Genomic DNA, 17888 nt, shown 5'->3' with positions numbered 1-17888 from the left:
TAGCAATTACTTGCACGCGTTCCAAATTACTTCATTAGGTGTTGGTGCAATAACTGTAATTTTTTCTTTAGCAACAGGATGTATGAATTCTATTTTTCTTGCATGTAAATGAATACTGCCATCTTTATTACTTCTATTAAAACCGTACTTTAAATCACCTTTAATAGGGAAGCCAATATTAGATAATTGTGCTCTAATTTGATGATGTCTGCCTGTCTCTAAATCTATTTCTAAAAGTGAGTAATTATCTAGTTTTTTAAGAGTAGAATAATGCAAAATTGCTTTTTTAGAGCCCTCTATTTCCTTTTGAAAAACGCTAGATTTATTGTTTTTAGGATTTTTTCTAAGGTAATTTATTAAGGTGGCTTTTTCTTTCTTAGGATGATTTTTTACAACTGCCCAATACGTTTTGTGTATTTCTTTATCACGCAACATTTTATTTAATCGCTCAAGAGCCTTAGATGTTCTTGCAAAAATAATAACGCCAGAAGTAGGCCTGTCTAATCTGTGTACAACACCTAAAAATACATTACCTGCCTTATTGTATTTCTCTTTAATGTATTCCTTAACAACATCACTTAAAGGCTTGTCTCCAGTTTTATCACCTTGAGTAATATCTCCAGATCTTTTATTGACAATAATAATATGATTGTCTTCAAAAAGTACTTGCAAGTTTTGTTTGTTAGAATGCATTAAGAGTAACCTAAAAGTTATTTAAAATCTTTAGCAACATCATCATTAACACCGTCAATAAAGTCTAAAAACTCTTTTCTACCTAATCCTGTTGAAGAAGAGGTTAAAAAAGTCATAGGCAGTGTTTCCCAATGTTGCAGTAATTTCTTTTTATAAGAGGTAATTTGCTTGTTCAATTTAGAGCTTCCTAACTTATCTGCTTTTGTAAAAACCAAACAAAAAGGAATTTGGTTTTCGCCCAAAAAACGCATAAAATCTAAATCTATTTTTTGAGGATCGTGTCTAGAATCTATTAAAACAAAAGTGCAAACCAATTGCTCCCTTTCTTTAAAATAATTTTCAATAAAATATTGAAAAATTACCCTTTTCTTTTTAGATACCTGAGCATAACCATAACCTGGTAAATCAACTAAGAACCAGTTGTCATTAATTTTAAAGTGATTAATTAACTGTGTTTTACCTGGTTTTCCAGATATTTTCGCCAAATCTTTACGCTCCATTAACATATTAATTAATGAAGATTTACCAACATTAGAACGACCTATAAAAGCATATTCTGGTATTCTATCTTTTGGTGCATTAATAACATTACTGTTACTCATTACAAATTCAGCAGACTTAATTTTCACAATAAAAAGTGTTTTAGATATTTTTAGACTTCAACCAACCTTCAAGAATTTGATTAAATTCTTCAGGTCTTTCCATCATTGCAGCATGCCCACATTTATCAATCCAAAATAATTCAGAATTTGGCAATAGTTTATGAAAATCATTGGCTACTTCTGGAGGCGTTACTCCATCTTGTTTTCCCCAAATTAAACAAACAGGTAGTTTCATTTCAGGTAAATCATTAGCCATATTATGTCTTATAGCACTTTTTGCAATAGAAAGGGTTTTCAAGGCCTTCATTCTATCATTTACAGTGGCATAAACATCATCAACTAATTCTTTTGTAGCTATTTCTGGGTCGTAAAAAACATCTCTTGCTTTTTGCTCTATGTATTCATAGTTTCCTCTTTTAGGAAAACTACCACCCATAGCATTTTCATACAAACCAGAGCTTCCTGTTAAAACAAGCGCACTTACTTTTTCTGGATAGTGTTTTGTAAAGTATAAAGAAATGTGCCCACCTAAAGAGTTTCCTAAGAGTAAAGCACTGTCAATTTTTTTAAAAGCTAAAAATTCGTGCAAATAACTTGCTAAGTTTTTAACGTTGGTTTTTACAAGTGGTAAAGTATATAAAGGCAACTCAGGTATTAACACCTTATAACCGTTGTTCGAAAAATGTTCAAATGTAGACCCAAAGTTACTTAAAGCCCCCATTAATCCATGTAAAACAATGATTGCAGGTCCTTCACCAGCTTCTGCATATGTAAACTTATCTTCAGTTTTTAACTTGTCAGTCATTGATTTTTGTTTAGTTCACTAAAAAGCAAATGTAGTTCTTTTTTATGATATAAAAATCAATTAAACACTACCTCATTTAAGGTTATTAACAACAGTGCATATACTATTAACATTAAGAAAGCGTTGTTTTTATTAACAATGTGGTAAAAAGTGGTAAAAAGTGGTAATTTTTATATATTTTTGATCATTAATTCTTTTTTAAGTGATAAATCTAATAGGTACATATGAATGTAAAGCTGACGCTAAAGGTAGGGTTATGTTTCCTTCGGCTTTTAAAAAGCAAGTTGCGCCTATATTACAAGAAGGTTTTGTGTTGAAAAAGTCGGTTTTTGAGCAGTGTCTAGAATTGTATCCTATGAAAGAGTGGAATGCAACTATGGCAGAAATTAATAAACTGAACAAGTTCAAGAAAAAAAACAATGATTTTATTAGAAGATTTACTGCTGGTGTAAAGTTAGTAGAATTAGATGCCACAGGCCGAATTTTAATCCCTAAAAATTTATCTGAATTTGCAGGAATTAAAAAGCAGGTGGTTATGTCTTCATCTGTAAATATCATTGAGATTTGGGATAAAGAAAAGTACGAAAACGCAATTGAGAATGCTGCTGAAAATTTTTCAGATTTAGCAGAAGAGGTGATGGGTAATACAGGTGGAGATGAGTTATCATAATGCAGTTTTATTACAAGAGAGTGTAGATGGCTTAAATATCAAAGAAGATGGTATTTATGTAGATGTTACTTTTGGTGGAGGTGGTCATTCTAAAGAAATCTTAAAAAGATTAGGTAAAAACGGACGCTTATTTGCTTTTGATCAAGACCCTGATGCAATTAACAATGCTATAGATGATGAAAGATTTGTTTTAATACCAGAAAACTTTAGATACATCTCACGTTTTTTAAGATTTCATAGAGTTAAGAAAGTAGATGGCATTTTAGCAGATTTGGGAGTTTCTTCGCATCAATTTGATGAAGCTGAAAGAGGTTTTTCTATTCGTTTTGATGGTGATTTAGATATGAGGATGAATCAGAAGTCTAAAATTTCTGCAAAAGAAATCATCAATAATTATTCTGAAGAAAAATTAGCTGAAATCCTATTCTTATATGGTGAGTTAAGAAATTCTAGAAAACTAGCAAGAACTATTGTACATGAAAGAAAAAATAGCCCAATAGAAACTAGCTTTCAATTAAAAGAAGTGCTAAAAGCATTTTTACCAAATGCAAGAGAACATAAAATTTTAGCGCAAATTTTTCAAGCAATTCGAATAGAAGTAAATGAAGAGTTAGAGGTGTTAAAAGAATTCTTACAGCAAGTGCCAAACTTATTGAATGATGAAGGTAGGTTAAGTGTGATTTCTTATCACTCGCTAGAAGATAGATTAGTGAAAAGATTTATTAGAACTGGTTTGTTTGAAGGGGAACCAGAAAAAGACGTTTTTGGTAATTCTAATGAGCCACTAAAAAAAGTAGGAAAATTAATTGTGCCTCCAAAAGAGGAAATTAAAATAAATAACAGAGCAAGAAGTGCAAAACTAAGATTAGCCACTCCAAAATAACATGTCTAAAGTTAAAAGAAACATATACGATATTTTACGAGGAAGCTTCTTAACAGATGAATCTTCCTTTAAAAACTGGGGCATCATTTTGTTTGTTGTGGTTTTGCTATTGGTAATGATTACAAGTGCACATAATGCTGATAAAAAAGTAATTCGAATATCAGAATTAAATAAACAGAAGAGAGAGCTAAGAGCAGAATATGTAGATACTGGAACTATTTTAATGCGAATGAAAATGGAATCTAGTATAAGAGAGAAAGCAATAGAAAGAGGTTTAAAACCTTCAGAAACACCACCAAAAAAAATTAAAGTAACCTATAAAGATTAAAGCAAATTGGCAACCCACAAAAAAAGCATACTTACCAAATTCTACATAGTAGCTTCTTTTATGACGCTTTTTTTGTTTGCAGTGGTTTTTCGCGTAATTAACATACAGTATTTTCAAGGAGAAAAATACAAAAAGCTCTCTACAGAATTAACCATCAAACAAGATACAATTTACGCGAATAAAGGAAACGTCTACGCTGCAGATGGTAATTTGTTGGCTACATCAATGTCAAAGTATACTATTAGAATAGATGCAGTTGCTATAGATGGTAATGTTTTTGAGAAAAACGTTGCAGCTTTAGCAAAAGAACTAAGTGCCATGTTGGGTAAAAGTCAAAGATACTATGAGACAAAACTAAGATCTGCCAGAAAAAGAAAAAATAGGTATTTGTTACTGGCAAGAAATGTAGGTTACAATGATTATTTGCGAATGAAACAATTCCCGATATTTAAATTGGGTGTCTATAAAGGTGGTTTCATAGCAGAACATAAAACAGTTAGGGCACATCCAATTGGTAAAATTGCTGAGAGAACTATTGGTTATGATGATTTTAGAGGAGAAGCAGGCATAGAAGGTGCTTTTGCAGATTTTATGCAGGGTGAAAATGGTTTACGTTGGAAACAGAAGATTGCCAAAAACCAGTGGAAACCTATTTCTGATGTAAATGAAAAAGAGCCAATAGATGGTCATGATGTTATAACAACTATCGATGTTAACATACAGGATATTACACATCATGCATTATTAAAACAACTAGAACTTTTTGAAGCAGATCATGGTTGTGCAGTGGTTATGGAAACTGCAACAGGTGAAATTAAAGCAATTTCTAATTTAGGAAGAACCTCTAAAGGAAAGTACTTTGAGAAAAGAAACTACGCTGTTTGGGAAAGTCATGAGCCAGGTTCAACATTCAAGTTAGCAAGTTTAATGGCGGCTTTAGATGATAAAAAGATTGACACTTCTACTGTAGTTGATACTGAAAAAGGAAAAATTTTCATTCACAATAAAAAAGTCGAAGATTCAAGAAGAGGTGGTTATGGTAAAATATCTGCAGGTAGAGTTTTTGAGGTTTCTTCAAATGTTGGCATTGTAAAGTTAATTAAAGAACATTATGATGATGAACCAGAAAAATTCATTGCAAAATTAGAAAAATACGGATTTACAAAACCTATTGGTTTTCCTATTAAAGGAGAAGGTAGACCAACCATTCCAAAACCAGGTGGTAAAACTTGGAGTAAAATTTCTTTAGAATGGATGTCTTGGGGTTATGGAGTTTCTGTTACGCCAATGCAAACTTTAATGTTTTACAATGCTGTTGCTAATAATGGTGTAATGGTTAAACCAAGATTTGTAAAAGAGTTAAGAAGAGAAAATAAAGCAGAAACTGTATTTGAAACAGAAATTGTTCATCCTAAAATCGCATCCGAAGAAACCTTAAAAAAGGTTAGAAAAGTTATGGAAAATGTAGTGATAAAAGGAACTGCAGATAACATCTATTCTTCTAATTTCTCTATGGCTGGTAAAACAGGAACTGCTAAAAAGTTTATGCCAAGAATTAAAAACAAAGATGGTGAATGGGAAGGTGGTTACTATTCTACACAACATTATGTAGCGTCTTTCGCAGGTTTTTTTCCAGCAGATGAACCAAAATATTCTTGCATTGTTGTAGTTCATGATCCTGATAAAAAGAAAGGTTATTATGGGGCTACAGTTGCTGCACCAGTTTTTAAGGAAATAGCTCAAAAAATTTACACAACAACTCCTATAGATAATCAATCTGTAAATGACAATGTAGAGTTTGCAGCATTAGAAAAACAGTTTAATAAATACAATACAATAATTACAAAAGAACATACTAAAGTGCCTAATGTTAAGGGTATGGATGGTATGGATGCTATATCTCTTTTAGAAAATATTGGTTTAAACGTGCAAATTTCAGGAGTAGGAAAAGTGCAAAATCAATCTATTAAAAAAGGAGAGGCATTAGAAAAAGGTGCAACCATTATTTTAAAATTATCATAGTCTGAAAAATTTACAAGACATATTGTATAAAGTAGCCATAAAACAAGTATTTGGTAACACAAATATTGAGGTGAATCAGCTTATTTTCGACTCAAGAAAAGTAGGTGAAGGCGATGTGTTTATTGCTCAAAAAGGAGTGAATGTAGATGGTCATTTATACGTAGATAAAGCCATTACTTTAGGCGCAAAAGCCATTATATGTGAAGGTTTTTCATTTGATAGAAAAGAGGGTATAACTTACATAAGGGTTGCGGATGCAAATGAGGCTTTAGCAATAATGGCATCTAATTTTTATGAAAATCCGTCTACTAAATTTCCAGTTGTTGGAGTAACAGGTACTAATGGTAAAACTACTATTGCTTCATTGCTATATCAATTATTTACCAAAGCAGGTTACAAAGTTGGTTTGCTGTCTACAGTAAAAATTTTAGTAGGTAATAAAGAGTATAAAGCAACACATACAACACCAGATTCTGTTACCATAAACAGGTATTTAGATATGATGTTAGATGCTGGTGTAGAATATTGCTTTATGGAAGTGAGTTCTCATGGAATTCATCAAAAAAGAACAGAAGGTTTGCAATTTTCAGGAGGAATTTTCACCAATTTATCTCATGATCATTTAGATTATCATAAAGACTTTGCAGAGTATAGAAATGTAAAAAAGAAGTTTTTTGATGATTTGCCAAAATCTGCTTTTGCATTAACCAATATAGATGATAAAAATGGCAACTATATGTTGCAGAATACCAAGGCTAAAAAATATAGTTATGCCTTAAAAACTTTAGCTGATTTTAAAGCTAAAATTTTAGAAAAACAATTATCAGGAACTTTAATTTCTATTGATAATACTGAGGTTTGGACAAAATTAATTGGAGTTTTTAATATCTATAACCTTACTGCAATCATTGCAACAGCTGAATTATTAGGTTTAGAAAAATTAGATATTTTAACCATAGTTAGTCAGTTAGAAAGTGTAAATGGGCGTTTTGAATATGTGGTTTCTGAAGACGGAGTTACAGCTATTGTAGATTACGCACATACACCAGATGCATTAAAAAATGTGTTAGAAACTATAAATGATATAAGAACCAATAACGAGAAAGTGATTACAGTTGTTGGTTGTGGAGGTGATAGAGATAAGTCAAAAAGACCAAAAATGGCACATATTGCTGCGCATTTAAGTAACCAAGCCATTTTTACTTCAGATAATCCAAGAACGGAAGATCCTCAAATAATCTTAGATGAAATGGAGGCTGGTATATCACCTGAACATTACAATAAAACTTTAACTGTAGTAAATAGAAGGCAAGCAATTAAAACAGCGTGTAAATTGTCTGATGCTGGAGATATTATTTTGATTGCAGGTAAAGGTCATGAAAGTTATCAAGAAATAAATGGGGTTCGTTCTCATTTTAACGATTTAGAAGAAGTTACAAACTGTTTTAATCAACTAAAAAAGAAATAGAATGCTGTATTATTTTTTTCAATATTTAGAGACTCAATTTAGCATTCCAGGTGCAGGTGTATTTCAGTTTATCACCTTTAGAGCAGCTGCAGCATTTATTTTATCGCTTTTAATTTCTGCTATTTATGGTAAGCGTATTATAAATTTTCTACGTAAACAACAAGTAGGTGAAACAGTTAGAGATTTAGGTTTAGAAGGGCAAAAGCAAAAATCAGGAACACCAACAATGGGAGGAATTATTATAATTCTGGCCACATTAATTCCTGCAATTTTACTGGCCAAATTAGATAATATTTACATTATTATTCTTCTTATTACTACAGTTTGGATGGGCTTTATAGGTTTTTTAGATGATTACATTAAAGTTTTCAAAAAGGACAAAGCTGGTTTAAGTGGTAAGTTTAAAGTATTAGGTCAAGTTGGTTTGGGGCTTATTGTTGGCTCTATGTTATATTTCAATGAAGGTGTAACTATCAAAGAACAACTACCAGTAGCACAACAAACCATTCAAGAAAATGGTAAAAAGCAAGTTTTTGGAGAAGCGCATAAATCTACTAAAACAACAGTGCCGTTTTTTAAAGATAACGAATTAGAATACTCCAAAGCATTAGGTTTTTTAGGTGATGGTTATGAAAAATATGGTTGGATTGTATTCATCTTTATTACCGTTTTTATTGTAACAGGTATTTCTAATGGTGCGAATTTAACAGATGGTATAGATGGTTTAGCAGCAGGTTCATCAGCAATAATTGTAATCACACTTGCTGTTTTTGCATGGGTTTCTGGTAACATCATTTTCGCAGATTATTTAGATGTCATGTACATTCCGAATTCTGGTGAAATGACCGTTTTTATCCTAGCCTTTGCAGGAGCCTTAATTGGTTTCTTATGGTACAATACATATCCAGCTCAAGTATTTATGGGGGATACAGGTAGTTTAACTATTGGTGGAATTATTGCGGTTATTGCAATTTCTATTCGTAAAGAATTGCTGTTGCCAATCTTAGCAGGAATTTTTGTGGTAGAGAATTTATCAGTAATCCTGCAGGTTTCTTGGTTTAAGTATACTAGAAAAAAGTTTGGTGTTGGACGACGAATTTTCAAAATGTCTCCTTTACATCACCATTATCAAAAGTTAAGTTATCACGAAAGTAAAATTGTAGTACGTTTTTGGATTGTAGGAATTCTATTAGCCGTATTTACAATCGTAACATTAAAATTAAGATAAAAAAGTGCTTGTCCTTACTTTCCCTTGGGAAGGGATGAGCAACTTTTAAATAAATATGAAAAAGCAAGAAAATACAGAAAAATCAATCTTAAGTTATTTAGGAGATAATGGGTTTTTAGTGATTCTTGGAGGGGGAGAGAGTGGAGTTGGTACTGCAATTTTAGCAAAGCAAAAAGGCTATAAAGTTTTTGTTTCTGATAAAGGTGCAATTACCAAAGCTTACAAAAAAGTTCTTTTACATCATCAAATAGATTTTGAGGAAAATCAACATACAGTGTCTAAGATTTTACAGGCAAATGTTGTAATGAAAAGTCCTGGAATTCCAGATTCAGTTCCTTTGGTAAAGAAGTTAGTTGATAATAATATTCCAGTAATTTCTGAAATAGAATTTGCAGCAAATTTTACCAAGGCAACTATTGTGGGTATAACAGGTTCTAATGGTAAAACAACCACAACATTATTAACGCATCATATTTTAAAAAATGCAAATTTAGATGTGGGTGCTGCTGGTAATATTGGCGATAGTTTTGCACTACAAGTAGCAGAGAAAAACTATAACAATTATGTGTTAGAAATAAGTAGTTTTCAATTAGATGGCATTACAAATTTTAGACCACATATTGCCATTTTAACCAATATTACTCCAGATCATTTAGATAGATATGATTATGATTTTCAAAATTATATCAACTCAAAATTTAGGATAACAAAGAACCAAGAAGAAACCGATTTTTTAATTTACGATGCAGATGATGACGTAATTACAGGTTGGTTAAAAGAGAATAAAACAAAAGCAAAATTACTGCCATTTTCAAACGAGAAAGAATTGAAATATGGCGCATTTATAAAAGACAATAACATAACAATCAACATACAAAAAGATAAATTTTATATGCCAATATCATCATTATCAATAAAGGGGAAACACAATACTAAAAATGCAATGGCAGCAACAATGGCAGCGCAATTGCTTAAGGTTAGAAAAGACGCTATTAAAGAAAGTTTATCCAACTTTGAAGGTGCAGAACATCGTTTAGAAAATGTAGCAAAAATTAAAGATGTTCATTACATAAACGATTCTAAAGCAACAAATGTAAACGCTACTTTTTATGCGTTAGAATGCATGGATCAGCAAACAATTTGGATTGTTGGTGGTGTAGATAAAGGAAATGATTACACAGATTTATTGCCTTTAGTTAGAGAAAAAGTGAAGGCTATAGTTTGTTTGGGCGTTGATAATGAAAAAATAAAAAACACCTTTGGTAACGTAATTGAAACTATTGTAGAAACTGCAGGTGCAGAAGAAGCAGTTAAGGTTTCACATAAATTGGCAGAAAGAGGAGATGCAGTTTTGTTATCTCCTGCATGTGCAAGTTTCGATCTTTTTCAAAATTACGAAGATAGAGGTCGTCAATTTAAAAAAGCAGTTAGAAATCTATAGAAATCGTAAAGTTTGAAAACAGTTTTTAATCATATAAAAGGAGATAAAACCATTTGGGCTATTGTGGCTATTTTGGCAATATTCTCATTTATGCCAGTTTATAGCGCAAGCACAAACCTGGTTTATGTGGTTGGTTCTGGTTCTACTTTAGGATATTTGGTAAAACATATGGTTTTATTAATTATGGGCTTTGGTATTATTTATGGAGTTCATAAAATTCCATATAGGTATTTTTCAGGCGGCTCGGTTTTAATGCTACCTATAGTTTTTGTTTTACTAATTTTTACAATGATGCAGGGCACAACAATTGGTGGTGCCAATGCTAGTAGATGGATACGTATTCCTTTTGTGGGTATAGGCTTTCAAACATCAACATTGGCAGGTTTAGTGCTAATGGTTTATGTGGCAAGATATCTAGCTAAGAATAAAGAAAAGCCAATTAATTTTAAAGAAAGTTTATTGCAATTATGGTTGCCTGTTGGCGCTATTTTAATGCTCATTTTACCAGCAAATTTTTCAACTACAGCTATTATTTTTGTGATGATTTTAATGGTCACATTTATTGGAGGTTATCCTTTAAAATATTTAGGTTTAATAGTTGGTGTGGGTATTTTTATGCTAGCTTTTTTTGTTTTGGTAGCGAAAGCTTTTCCAGATGCAATGCCAAATAGAGTCCAAACTTGGCAAAGTAGAATAGAGAATTTTTCTGATGGTGATAATAAGGAAGCTTATCAAGTAGAAAAAGCAAAGATTGCAATTGCAACAGGAGGTCCAATAGGAGTTGGCCCAGGTAAAAGTGTTCAAAAAAACTTTTTACCTCAATCTTCTTCCGATTTTATTTTTGCAATAATTATTGAAGAATATGGTTTGGTAGGTGGTGTAATTATAGCTTTGATCTATTTTTTATTGCTTTTTAGGATTTTTGTAGTCATAAGAAAAACAACAACCATTTTTGGTACTTTGCTAGTAATTGGTGTGGGTTGTCCCATCATTTTTCAGGCGATTATTAATATGGCAGTTGCCACAAATTTATTCCCAGTAACAGGTCAAACACTGCCCTTAATAAGTAGTGGGGGTACATCTATTTGGATGACATGTTTTGCATTAGGTATGATACTTAGTGTAAGTGCATCTAAACAAGAAACAGAAGAAGATATATTAGATGATAACCCTTTAGATATTTTGCATGAAACCATATAACATACTTATTTCTGGAGGAGGAACAGGTGGTCATATCTATCCTGCAATTGCAATTGCAAATGAATTAAAATGGCGTTTTCCAGATGCTAATTTTCTATTTGTTGGTGCAAAAGATAAGATGGAGATGGAAAAAGTACCTCAAGCAGGGTACAAAATTGAGGGCTTATGGATTTCTGGAATACAAAGAAAACAACTGGCTAAAAACCTTGGTTTCCCTTTTAAAATGTTAGATAGTTTATGGAAGGCAAGAAGAATTATAAGAAAATTTAATCCAGATATTGCAATTGGTACAGGTGGGTTTGCTAGTGGGCCAACTTTAATAATGGCAAACAGAAGAAACATACCAACATTAATTCAAGAACAGAACTCTTTTCCTGGCATAACAAACAAGTTGTTAGGAAGACGTGCCAATAAAATTTGTGTTGCTTACGATGATTTAAATCGATTTTTCCCAGCAAATAAAATCGTAAAAACAGGTAATCCTGTTCGTCAAGATTTATTGAGTATTCATGCTAAAAAAGAAGAAGCCACAGACTTTTTTCAATTAGATAAAAAGAAGAAAACAATCTTGATTTTAGGAGGAAGTTTAGGAGCACGTAAAATAAATCAACTAGTAGAAACCAATTTAACGTTTTTAGAAGAACAAAATGTTCAAGTTATTTGGCAATGTGGAAAGCTATATTTTGATGAGTATAAAAAGCATAATGAATTGAAGCACGTTCAAGTTCATCAATTTATAAATAAAATGGATTTAGCTTATGCAGCTTCAGATATTATTATTTCTAGAGCTGGTGCTAGTTCTGTATCAGAATTATGTATTGTTGGTAAACCTGTTATTTTTATTCCTTCTCCAAATGTGGCAGAAGATCATCAAACCAAAAATGCCAAATTTATAGTTGATAGGCATGGAGCAATACTTTTAAAAGAAAGTGAATTAGACACATTTAAAATTGTATTTGAAACGTTATTAAAAGATGAAGGTAAGCAGCAGCAGTTATCTGAAAATATTAACGAATTAGCCTTGCCAAGTGCAACAAGGAGTATTGCTAATGAAGTAGAAAAATTATTAAAGAGGTGAATTTAGAACAAAAACATAACGTTTATTTTGTAGGTATTGGAGGTATTGGCATGAGTGCTATTGCAAGATACTTTGCTGCACTAAACAAAAATGTTGCAGGTTATGATAAAACACCTTCTCAAATAACTACAGGTTTAGAGCAAGTAGGTGTATCGATTCATTTTGAAGATAAAATTCAAAACATTCCTATTGCTTTTTTAGATAAAAAATCAACATTAGTCATATACACGCCTGCAATTCCAAAAAATTCTGAAGAATTATATTATTTTAAGAATAATAATTTTACCCTTCTTAAAAGAGCTGAAATTTTGGGTGAAATTACTAAGTCTACTTTTTGCTTAGCAGCTTCAGGTACACATGGTAAAACAACCACATCTAGTATGTTGGGGCATATAATGGAGCCTGAAAAAGCCACTTCATTTTTAGGAGGTGTAGCAGAAAACTATAATTCAAATTTAATTTTAGGAGAAGATAAAATAACAGTAGTTGAAGCAGATGAGTTTGATAGGTCTTTTTTACAACTAAGTCCTAATATTGCTTGTGTTACTTCTATGGATGCAGATCATTTAGATATTTATGGAGAGGCATCTTCTTTAGAGGAATCTTTTGTAGCATTTTCTTGGAAAGTATCAGACACCTTAATTGTGGCAAAAGGTTTGCCTTTAGAGGGCTTAACTTATGCTGTAGATGAACCTGCAGATTATAAAGCATACAATCTAAAGATTAAAGAGGGTACTTATGTTTTTGATGTGCAAACTCCTACTAGTTCTATACAAAATATAGAACTGCATTTGCCTGGTAAACATAATGTAATGAATGCATTAGCAGCATTAGCAATGGCAGATGTTTATGGTGTTTCTTTAGAAAAAATTAAGGTTCAATTGGCTAGTTTTAAGGGCGTAAAACGTAGGTTTTCTTATAAAATAAAAACCAAAGAATTAGTTCTAATAGATGATTATGCTCATCATCCAACAGAAATTAATGCAGTAGAAAGTTCAATTAGAGAAATGTATCCGAACGAAAAAGTTTTGGCCATTTTTCAGCCACATTTGTTTTCTAGAACTAAAGATTTTGTAGATGATTTTGCATTGGCACTTTCTAAATTCGATGAGGTTATTTTGCTAGATATCTATCCAGCAAGAGAAGAACCAATTCCAAATGTCACTTCAGAGTGGTTGCTGGGAAAAATTACTAGCAAGCAGAAAAAAATAGCAGAAAAGAAAAATACTATAAAAGATATTAAACAATCATCAGCAAAAATAATTGCAATGTTAGGTGCAGGTGATATTGGTGTTCTAACAAATGAGGTTACAGATCAACTTTTAAATTTACAAGAAAATGAAGTTTAAAAGAGTTTTGAAATACCTGTTTTTTGTAGTACTTACAGCTAGTTTAGCTTTTTTGTATAGCTTTTCTGGTAAGAGAAATAATGTTGTAAAAATAGGTGAGCCAGTTATAGAATTTGATAAAGGAGAGAATAATTTTCTGACCTATTCAATGGTTAATAAATTGTTAATACAAAATACAGAAAGTATACAAAACCAAGCAAAATCTGTGATAGATTTATATGTTCTAGAAAATAATCTATCAAAAAATCCATATGTTGAAAAAGCAGATGTTTTTTTAACCATAGATGGTAGGCTAAAATCTGTAGTAAAACAGCGAGAGCCTGTAGCTAGAATTTTAAATGATGATGAGGTTTATTATGTTGATAAACAAGGAGTAAAAATGCCTTTGTCAACTAATTATTCATCTAGAGTTTTGCTGGTTTCTGGAGTTGAAAATGATGATGAAATTGCAGAAATTTTACCTTTAATTTTAAAAATTGAAGGCGATGATTTTTTGCATAAAGAAGTCGTTGGAATTGTAAAATCTTCCGAAAATGAATATCAATTTTCTGTTAGAAGTGGAGATTACAAAATCGATTTTGGAAATTTATCTGAAATGGATGTAAAATTTAAAAAATTAAAAGCGTTTTATAATAAAACATTTGAAGACAAAACAATTCAAAATTATAAAACAATTAATGTAAAATATCACAACCAAGTTGTGTGCACTAAATAAACTAAAATGGAAGACAATAAAATAGCTGTTGGTTTAGATATTGGTACAACCAAAATTGTTGCCATGATTGGTCGTAAAAACGAATATGGTAAAATTGAGGTAGTTGGTATTGGTAAGGCAAAAAGTTTAGGTGTAAAACGTGGTGTAGTAAGTAATATTACACAAACTATACAATCTATTCAGCAAGCTGTAGATGAAGCAGAAAGTGTATCTGGTGTAAAAATAGAAGATGTAGTAGTAGGTATTGCTGGGCAACATATTAGAAGTTTACATCATAGTGATTATATCACTAGAAATAATGCAGATGAAGTTATTGACGAGGCTGATATAGAAGATTTGGTAAATCAAGTTCACAAATTGGTAATGTTGCCAGGAGAAGAAATAATTCATGTTTTACCACAAGAATTTAAAGTAGATTCTCAAGCGGATATTAAAGAGCCAATTGGAATGTATGGTGGGCGACTTGAAGCCAATTTTCATGTAGTGGTTGGGCAAGTATCATCAATCAGAAATATTGGTAGATGTGTAAAAAGTGCTGGTTTAGACCTAAATGAAATTACTCTAGAACCATTAGCTTCTGCACAAGCAGTATTAAGTCAAGAAGAGAAAGAAGCAGGTGTTGCTTTAATTGATATTGGTGGTGGAACAACTGATTTGGCCATCTTTAAAGACGGAATCATTAGACACACAGCAGTAATTCCTTTTGGAGGTAACGTTATTACAGACGATATTAAAGAAGGATGCTCAATTATAGAAAAACAAGCTGAGTTATTGAAGATTAAATTTGGTTCTGCTTGGCCAGGTGAAAATAAAGAAACAGAAATTGTTTCGATTCCTGGTTTAAGAGGTAGAGAACCTAAAGAAATAACGCTTAAAAACTTATCTAAAATTATACATGCAAGAGTGCAAGAAATTATTGAGCATGTGTATTTAGAAATTAAAAATTATGGGCATGAAACTGCCAAAGGAAAACTAATTGCAGGTATTGTTTTAACAGGAGGTGGTTCTCAGTTAAAACACTTACGTCAATTGGTAGAATACATTACTGGTATGGATGCTAGAATCGGATATCCAAATGAACATTTGGCTGGGGAATCTGATGAAGCATTATCTAGCCCTTCTTATGCAACCGCAGTTGGGTTGTTAATGGAAGGCTTAGAAAAAGATATTAAAGTAGAAGAAGTAGAAGAGGTTCTAGAAGAAATTATAGAAAATACAGAAGATGAAGTAATCAATGAACCTGAACCAGCACCAAAACCAACACCAAAAAAGAAATCATTCTTCGAGAAATTTACAGAAGGATTGAAAGATTTTTTAGATAATGCTGAGTAGTTAGCATTAAAGACACCAAAAAAGAACAATACACAAGAACACAAAAATATAAAGTTAGTATGAGCTTAGATTTTGAAAACATTGAATTTGTAATGCCTAAAACACAATCAAACACCATTAAAGTAATTGGTGTTGGTGGTGGAGGAAGCAATGCTGTAAACCACATGTTTCAGCAGCATATAAATGGGGTAGATTTTGTAATCTGTAATACAGATGCACAAGCTTTAGAAAATAGTCCTATACCAAATAAAATACAGTTAGGGGCTACACTTACCTCTGGTTTAGGAGCAGGTGCGAATCCAGAAATTGGAGAGCAAGCAGCTAAAGAAAGTATGCAAGAAATTCAGCAAATGTTAAATAACCAAACTAAAATGGTATTTATCACTGCAGGAATGGGTGGAGGAACAGGAACTGGAGCTGCACCAATTATTGCTAAGATTGCAAAAGATATGGACATACTTACTGTAGGTATTGTTACTATGCCTTTTGCTTTTGAAGGTAAAAGAAGAACAAAACAAGCGCAATTAGGTATAGATCAACTACGTCAAAATGTAGACTCTTTAATTGTTATCAATAATAACAAACTAAGAGAAGTTTATGGTAATTTAGGTTTTAAAGCTGGTTTCTCTAAAGCAGATGAGGTATTGTCTACAGCTTCAAAAGGTATTGCAGAAGTAATTACACATCACTATAAGCAAAATATTGATTTACATGATGCTAAAACCGTTCTTTCTAATAGTGGAACTGCAATCATGGGTTCTGCAAAAGAAGAAGGGCAAACAAGAGCAAAAAATGCAATTATTAAAGCCTTAGATTCACCTTTATTAAATGATAATAAAATAACAGGAGCTAAAAATGTATTGTTGTTAATTGTTTCTGGAACAAGCGAAGTTACTTTAGATGAAATAGGTGAAATAAACGATTATATTCAAGATGAAGCAGGTTATGATGCTAACATTATTATGGGTATAGGAGAAGATGAAGATCTAGGTGAAGCTATTTCTGTTACTATTGTTGCAACAGGTTTTGCAGCAGATCAACAAAGTAATATTACCAATACAGAGGTTAAAAAAATCATACATACTTTAGAAGAAGAACAAAAGGCTACCTATAACTTCGAAGAGAAAATAATTTCTAGACAACCAAGTTTAGAAACACCAATTACAAATCAGCAAGAATCTAATACTAAAATTGTTCATACATTAAGCGATGATTTAGAAGAAGACAATGCTCAACCAAAAATGGATTTGGTAAAAACCAATGAAATTATTGCAAGTATGCCAGTTTCTTACGAAAGTGTAGAACCAGATACTATTTCTGAAGATGATTTTATTATAACAGATACAACCAAAGTAGAAGAACCAGTTGCACAACAAGCACCTACTATGACTTCTAATTCTTTGTTTGATATTCCTTTAAACGACTATACAGAAATTACAAAAGACGAGGAAATTAAGTTTAGTTTAACCAATGAAAAAGAGGTTAATGTAAATGACATAGAGGTTTTTGGAGCTACTGAAATTGTTGCCAAAAAAGAAACTAGATATGTTTTAGAAGACTTTGATTCTGAGCCAACCATTGGTAAAAGTTCTCAAATTATAGAGCGTAAAGTTGAGGAGGAAGAAGAAATTCAGTTTGAATTAAAAACAACTACTCCACAGTCTGTAATAAATGAAATAGATACTTTAAGCGAAGAAGTTTCGCCTTTAGATTTAACCATTAATGAGTTACAGAAAAGAGCAGAAGAAAGACGCAAAAGCATGAAGAAATTCAACTATAATTTTAATGAAAATTTAAATAAAAATATAGATGAAATAGAGCGTCAGCCAGCATACAAAAGACAAGGAGTAGATTTAGATAGAAATGCTACTATTAGCAAAGTAAAAACGGCATTAAAAAAAGATACAGATGGTATCGATTTTAAATCTAACAATTCTTTTTTACATGATAATGTAGACTAAGAATTACATAAAGTTTAAGGTTATAAAAAATCACATCTCTAAAAGGCGTGATTTTTTTTGTTTTATACATTTATCAAAATCGGTTAAACTCAATTTATTTACAGTTCGTCGAC

16 protein-coding genes are annotated in these 17888 nt (G+C 31.6%); 13 read left to right on the top strand and 3 right to left on the bottom strand.

Going from position 1 to position 17888, the window contains the following annotated elements:
* Positions 1 to 6: 6 nt before the first annotated feature.
* From MED152_RS06490 to MED152_RS06480, 3 genes are read right to left on the bottom strand one after another with little or no spacing between them, the layout of a single operon-like run.
* A complete protein-coding gene (locus MED152_RS06490) occupies positions 7 to 693 on the bottom strand; it encodes an RluA family pseudouridine synthase (RefSeq protein ID WP_015481060.1) in 687 nt (228 codons plus the stop codon).
* 17 nt (positions 694 to 710) lie between these two features.
* Complete coding sequence (gene yihA / locus MED152_RS06485; RefSeq protein WP_015481059.1) at positions 711 to 1322, bottom strand: ribosome biogenesis GTP-binding protein YihA/YsxC; 612 nt, start codon at positions 1320 to 1322, stop codon at positions 711 to 713.
* 13 nt (positions 1323 to 1335) lie between these two features.
* The gene (locus MED152_RS06480) at positions 1336 to 2100 is read right to left on the bottom strand and encodes an alpha/beta fold hydrolase (protein WP_015481058.1); all 765 of its coding nucleotides are present in this window, start codon (positions 2098 to 2100) and stop codon (positions 1336 to 1338) included.
* A 202-nt stretch (positions 2101 to 2302) separates the two neighbouring features.
* Here MED152_RS06480 and mraZ point away from each other — a divergent pair, with 202 nt between their 5' ends.
* From mraZ to ftsZ, 13 genes are read left to right on the top strand one after another with little or no spacing between them, the layout of a single operon-like run.
* Complete coding sequence (gene mraZ / locus MED152_RS06475) at positions 2303 to 2770, top strand: division/cell wall cluster transcriptional repressor MraZ (RefSeq protein WP_041383434.1); 468 nt, start codon at positions 2303 to 2305, stop codon at positions 2768 to 2770.
* Positions 2757 to 3653 carry a 16S rRNA (cytosine(1402)-N(4))-methyltransferase RsmH gene (gene rsmH / locus MED152_RS06470; protein ID WP_015481056.1) on the top strand — a complete coding sequence of 299 codons (897 nt, stop codon included), beginning with the start codon at positions 2757 to 2759 and terminating at the stop codon, positions 3651 to 3653. The genes mraZ and rsmH overlap by 14 nt, the downstream gene beginning before the upstream one ends.
* A gap of 1 nt (position 3654) precedes the next feature.
* Positions 3655 to 3981: an FtsL-like putative cell division protein gene (locus MED152_RS06465; protein WP_015481055.1), complete on the top strand. Its 327-nt coding sequence runs from the start codon at positions 3655 to 3657 to the stop codon at positions 3979 to 3981.
* Positions 3982 to 4041: 60 nt separating this feature from the next.
* Positions 4042 to 6003, top strand: a complete 1962-nt coding sequence (locus tag MED152_RS06460) for a penicillin-binding protein (RefSeq protein ID WP_041383432.1) — start codon at positions 4042 to 4044, stop codon at positions 6001 to 6003.
* Position 6004: 1 nt separating this feature from the next.
* Positions 6005 to 7471: a UDP-N-acetylmuramoyl-L-alanyl-D-glutamate--2,6-diaminopimelate ligase gene (locus MED152_RS06455; RefSeq protein WP_041383429.1), complete on the top strand. Its 1467-nt coding sequence runs from the start codon at positions 6005 to 6007 to the stop codon at positions 7469 to 7471.
* Between the two features lies 1 nt (position 7472).
* A complete protein-coding gene (gene mraY, locus MED152_RS06450; protein ID WP_015481052.1) occupies positions 7473 to 8699 on the top strand; it encodes a phospho-N-acetylmuramoyl-pentapeptide-transferase in 1227 nt (408 codons plus the stop codon).
* Positions 8700 to 8754: 55 nt separating this feature from the next.
* Complete coding sequence (gene murD, locus MED152_RS06445) at positions 8755 to 10140, top strand: UDP-N-acetylmuramoyl-L-alanine--D-glutamate ligase (protein WP_015481051.1); 1386 nt, start codon at positions 8755 to 8757, stop codon at positions 10138 to 10140.
* A gap of 12 nt (positions 10141 to 10152) precedes the next feature.
* A complete protein-coding gene (locus tag MED152_RS06440; RefSeq protein ID WP_015481050.1) occupies positions 10153 to 11340 on the top strand; it encodes an FtsW/RodA/SpoVE family cell cycle protein in 1188 nt (395 codons plus the stop codon).
* Positions 11327 to 12418 carry an undecaprenyldiphospho-muramoylpentapeptide beta-N-acetylglucosaminyltransferase gene (gene murG, locus MED152_RS06435; protein WP_015481049.1) on the top strand — a complete coding sequence of 364 codons (1092 nt, stop codon included), beginning with the start codon at positions 11327 to 11329 and terminating at the stop codon, positions 12416 to 12418. The genes MED152_RS06440 and murG overlap by 14 nt, the downstream gene beginning before the upstream one ends.
* On the top strand, positions 12415 to 13767 hold the full coding sequence (murC, locus tag MED152_RS06430; RefSeq protein WP_015481048.1) for a UDP-N-acetylmuramate--L-alanine ligase: 1353 nt from the start codon (positions 12415 to 12417) through the stop codon (positions 13765 to 13767). Before murG ends, murC begins: the two co-directional genes overlap by 4 nt.
* Positions 13757 to 14482 carry a cell division protein FtsQ/DivIB gene (locus MED152_RS06425; protein ID WP_015481047.1) on the top strand — a complete coding sequence of 242 codons (726 nt, stop codon included), beginning with the start codon at positions 13757 to 13759 and terminating at the stop codon, positions 14480 to 14482. The genes murC and MED152_RS06425 overlap by 11 nt, the downstream gene beginning before the upstream one ends.
* A gap of 6 nt (positions 14483 to 14488) precedes the next feature.
* The gene (gene ftsA, locus MED152_RS06420; RefSeq protein WP_015481046.1) at positions 14489 to 15814 is read left to right on the top strand and encodes a cell division protein FtsA; all 1326 of its coding nucleotides are present in this window, start codon (positions 14489 to 14491) and stop codon (positions 15812 to 15814) included.
* Positions 15815 to 15873: 59 nt separating this feature from the next.
* Positions 15874 to 17775 (top strand): cell division protein FtsZ, encoded by a 1902-nt coding sequence (gene ftsZ / locus MED152_RS06415; protein ID WP_015481045.1) that lies wholly within the window; start codon positions 15874 to 15876, stop codon positions 17773 to 17775.
* Positions 17776 to 17888 lie beyond the last annotated feature (113 nt).

Source organism: Polaribacter sp. MED152, assembly GCF_000152945.2.
Taxonomy (GTDB): Bacteria; Bacteroidota; Bacteroidia; order Flavobacteriales; family Flavobacteriaceae; genus Polaribacter.
This window is presented reverse-complemented; position numbering and strand designations above follow the sequence as displayed.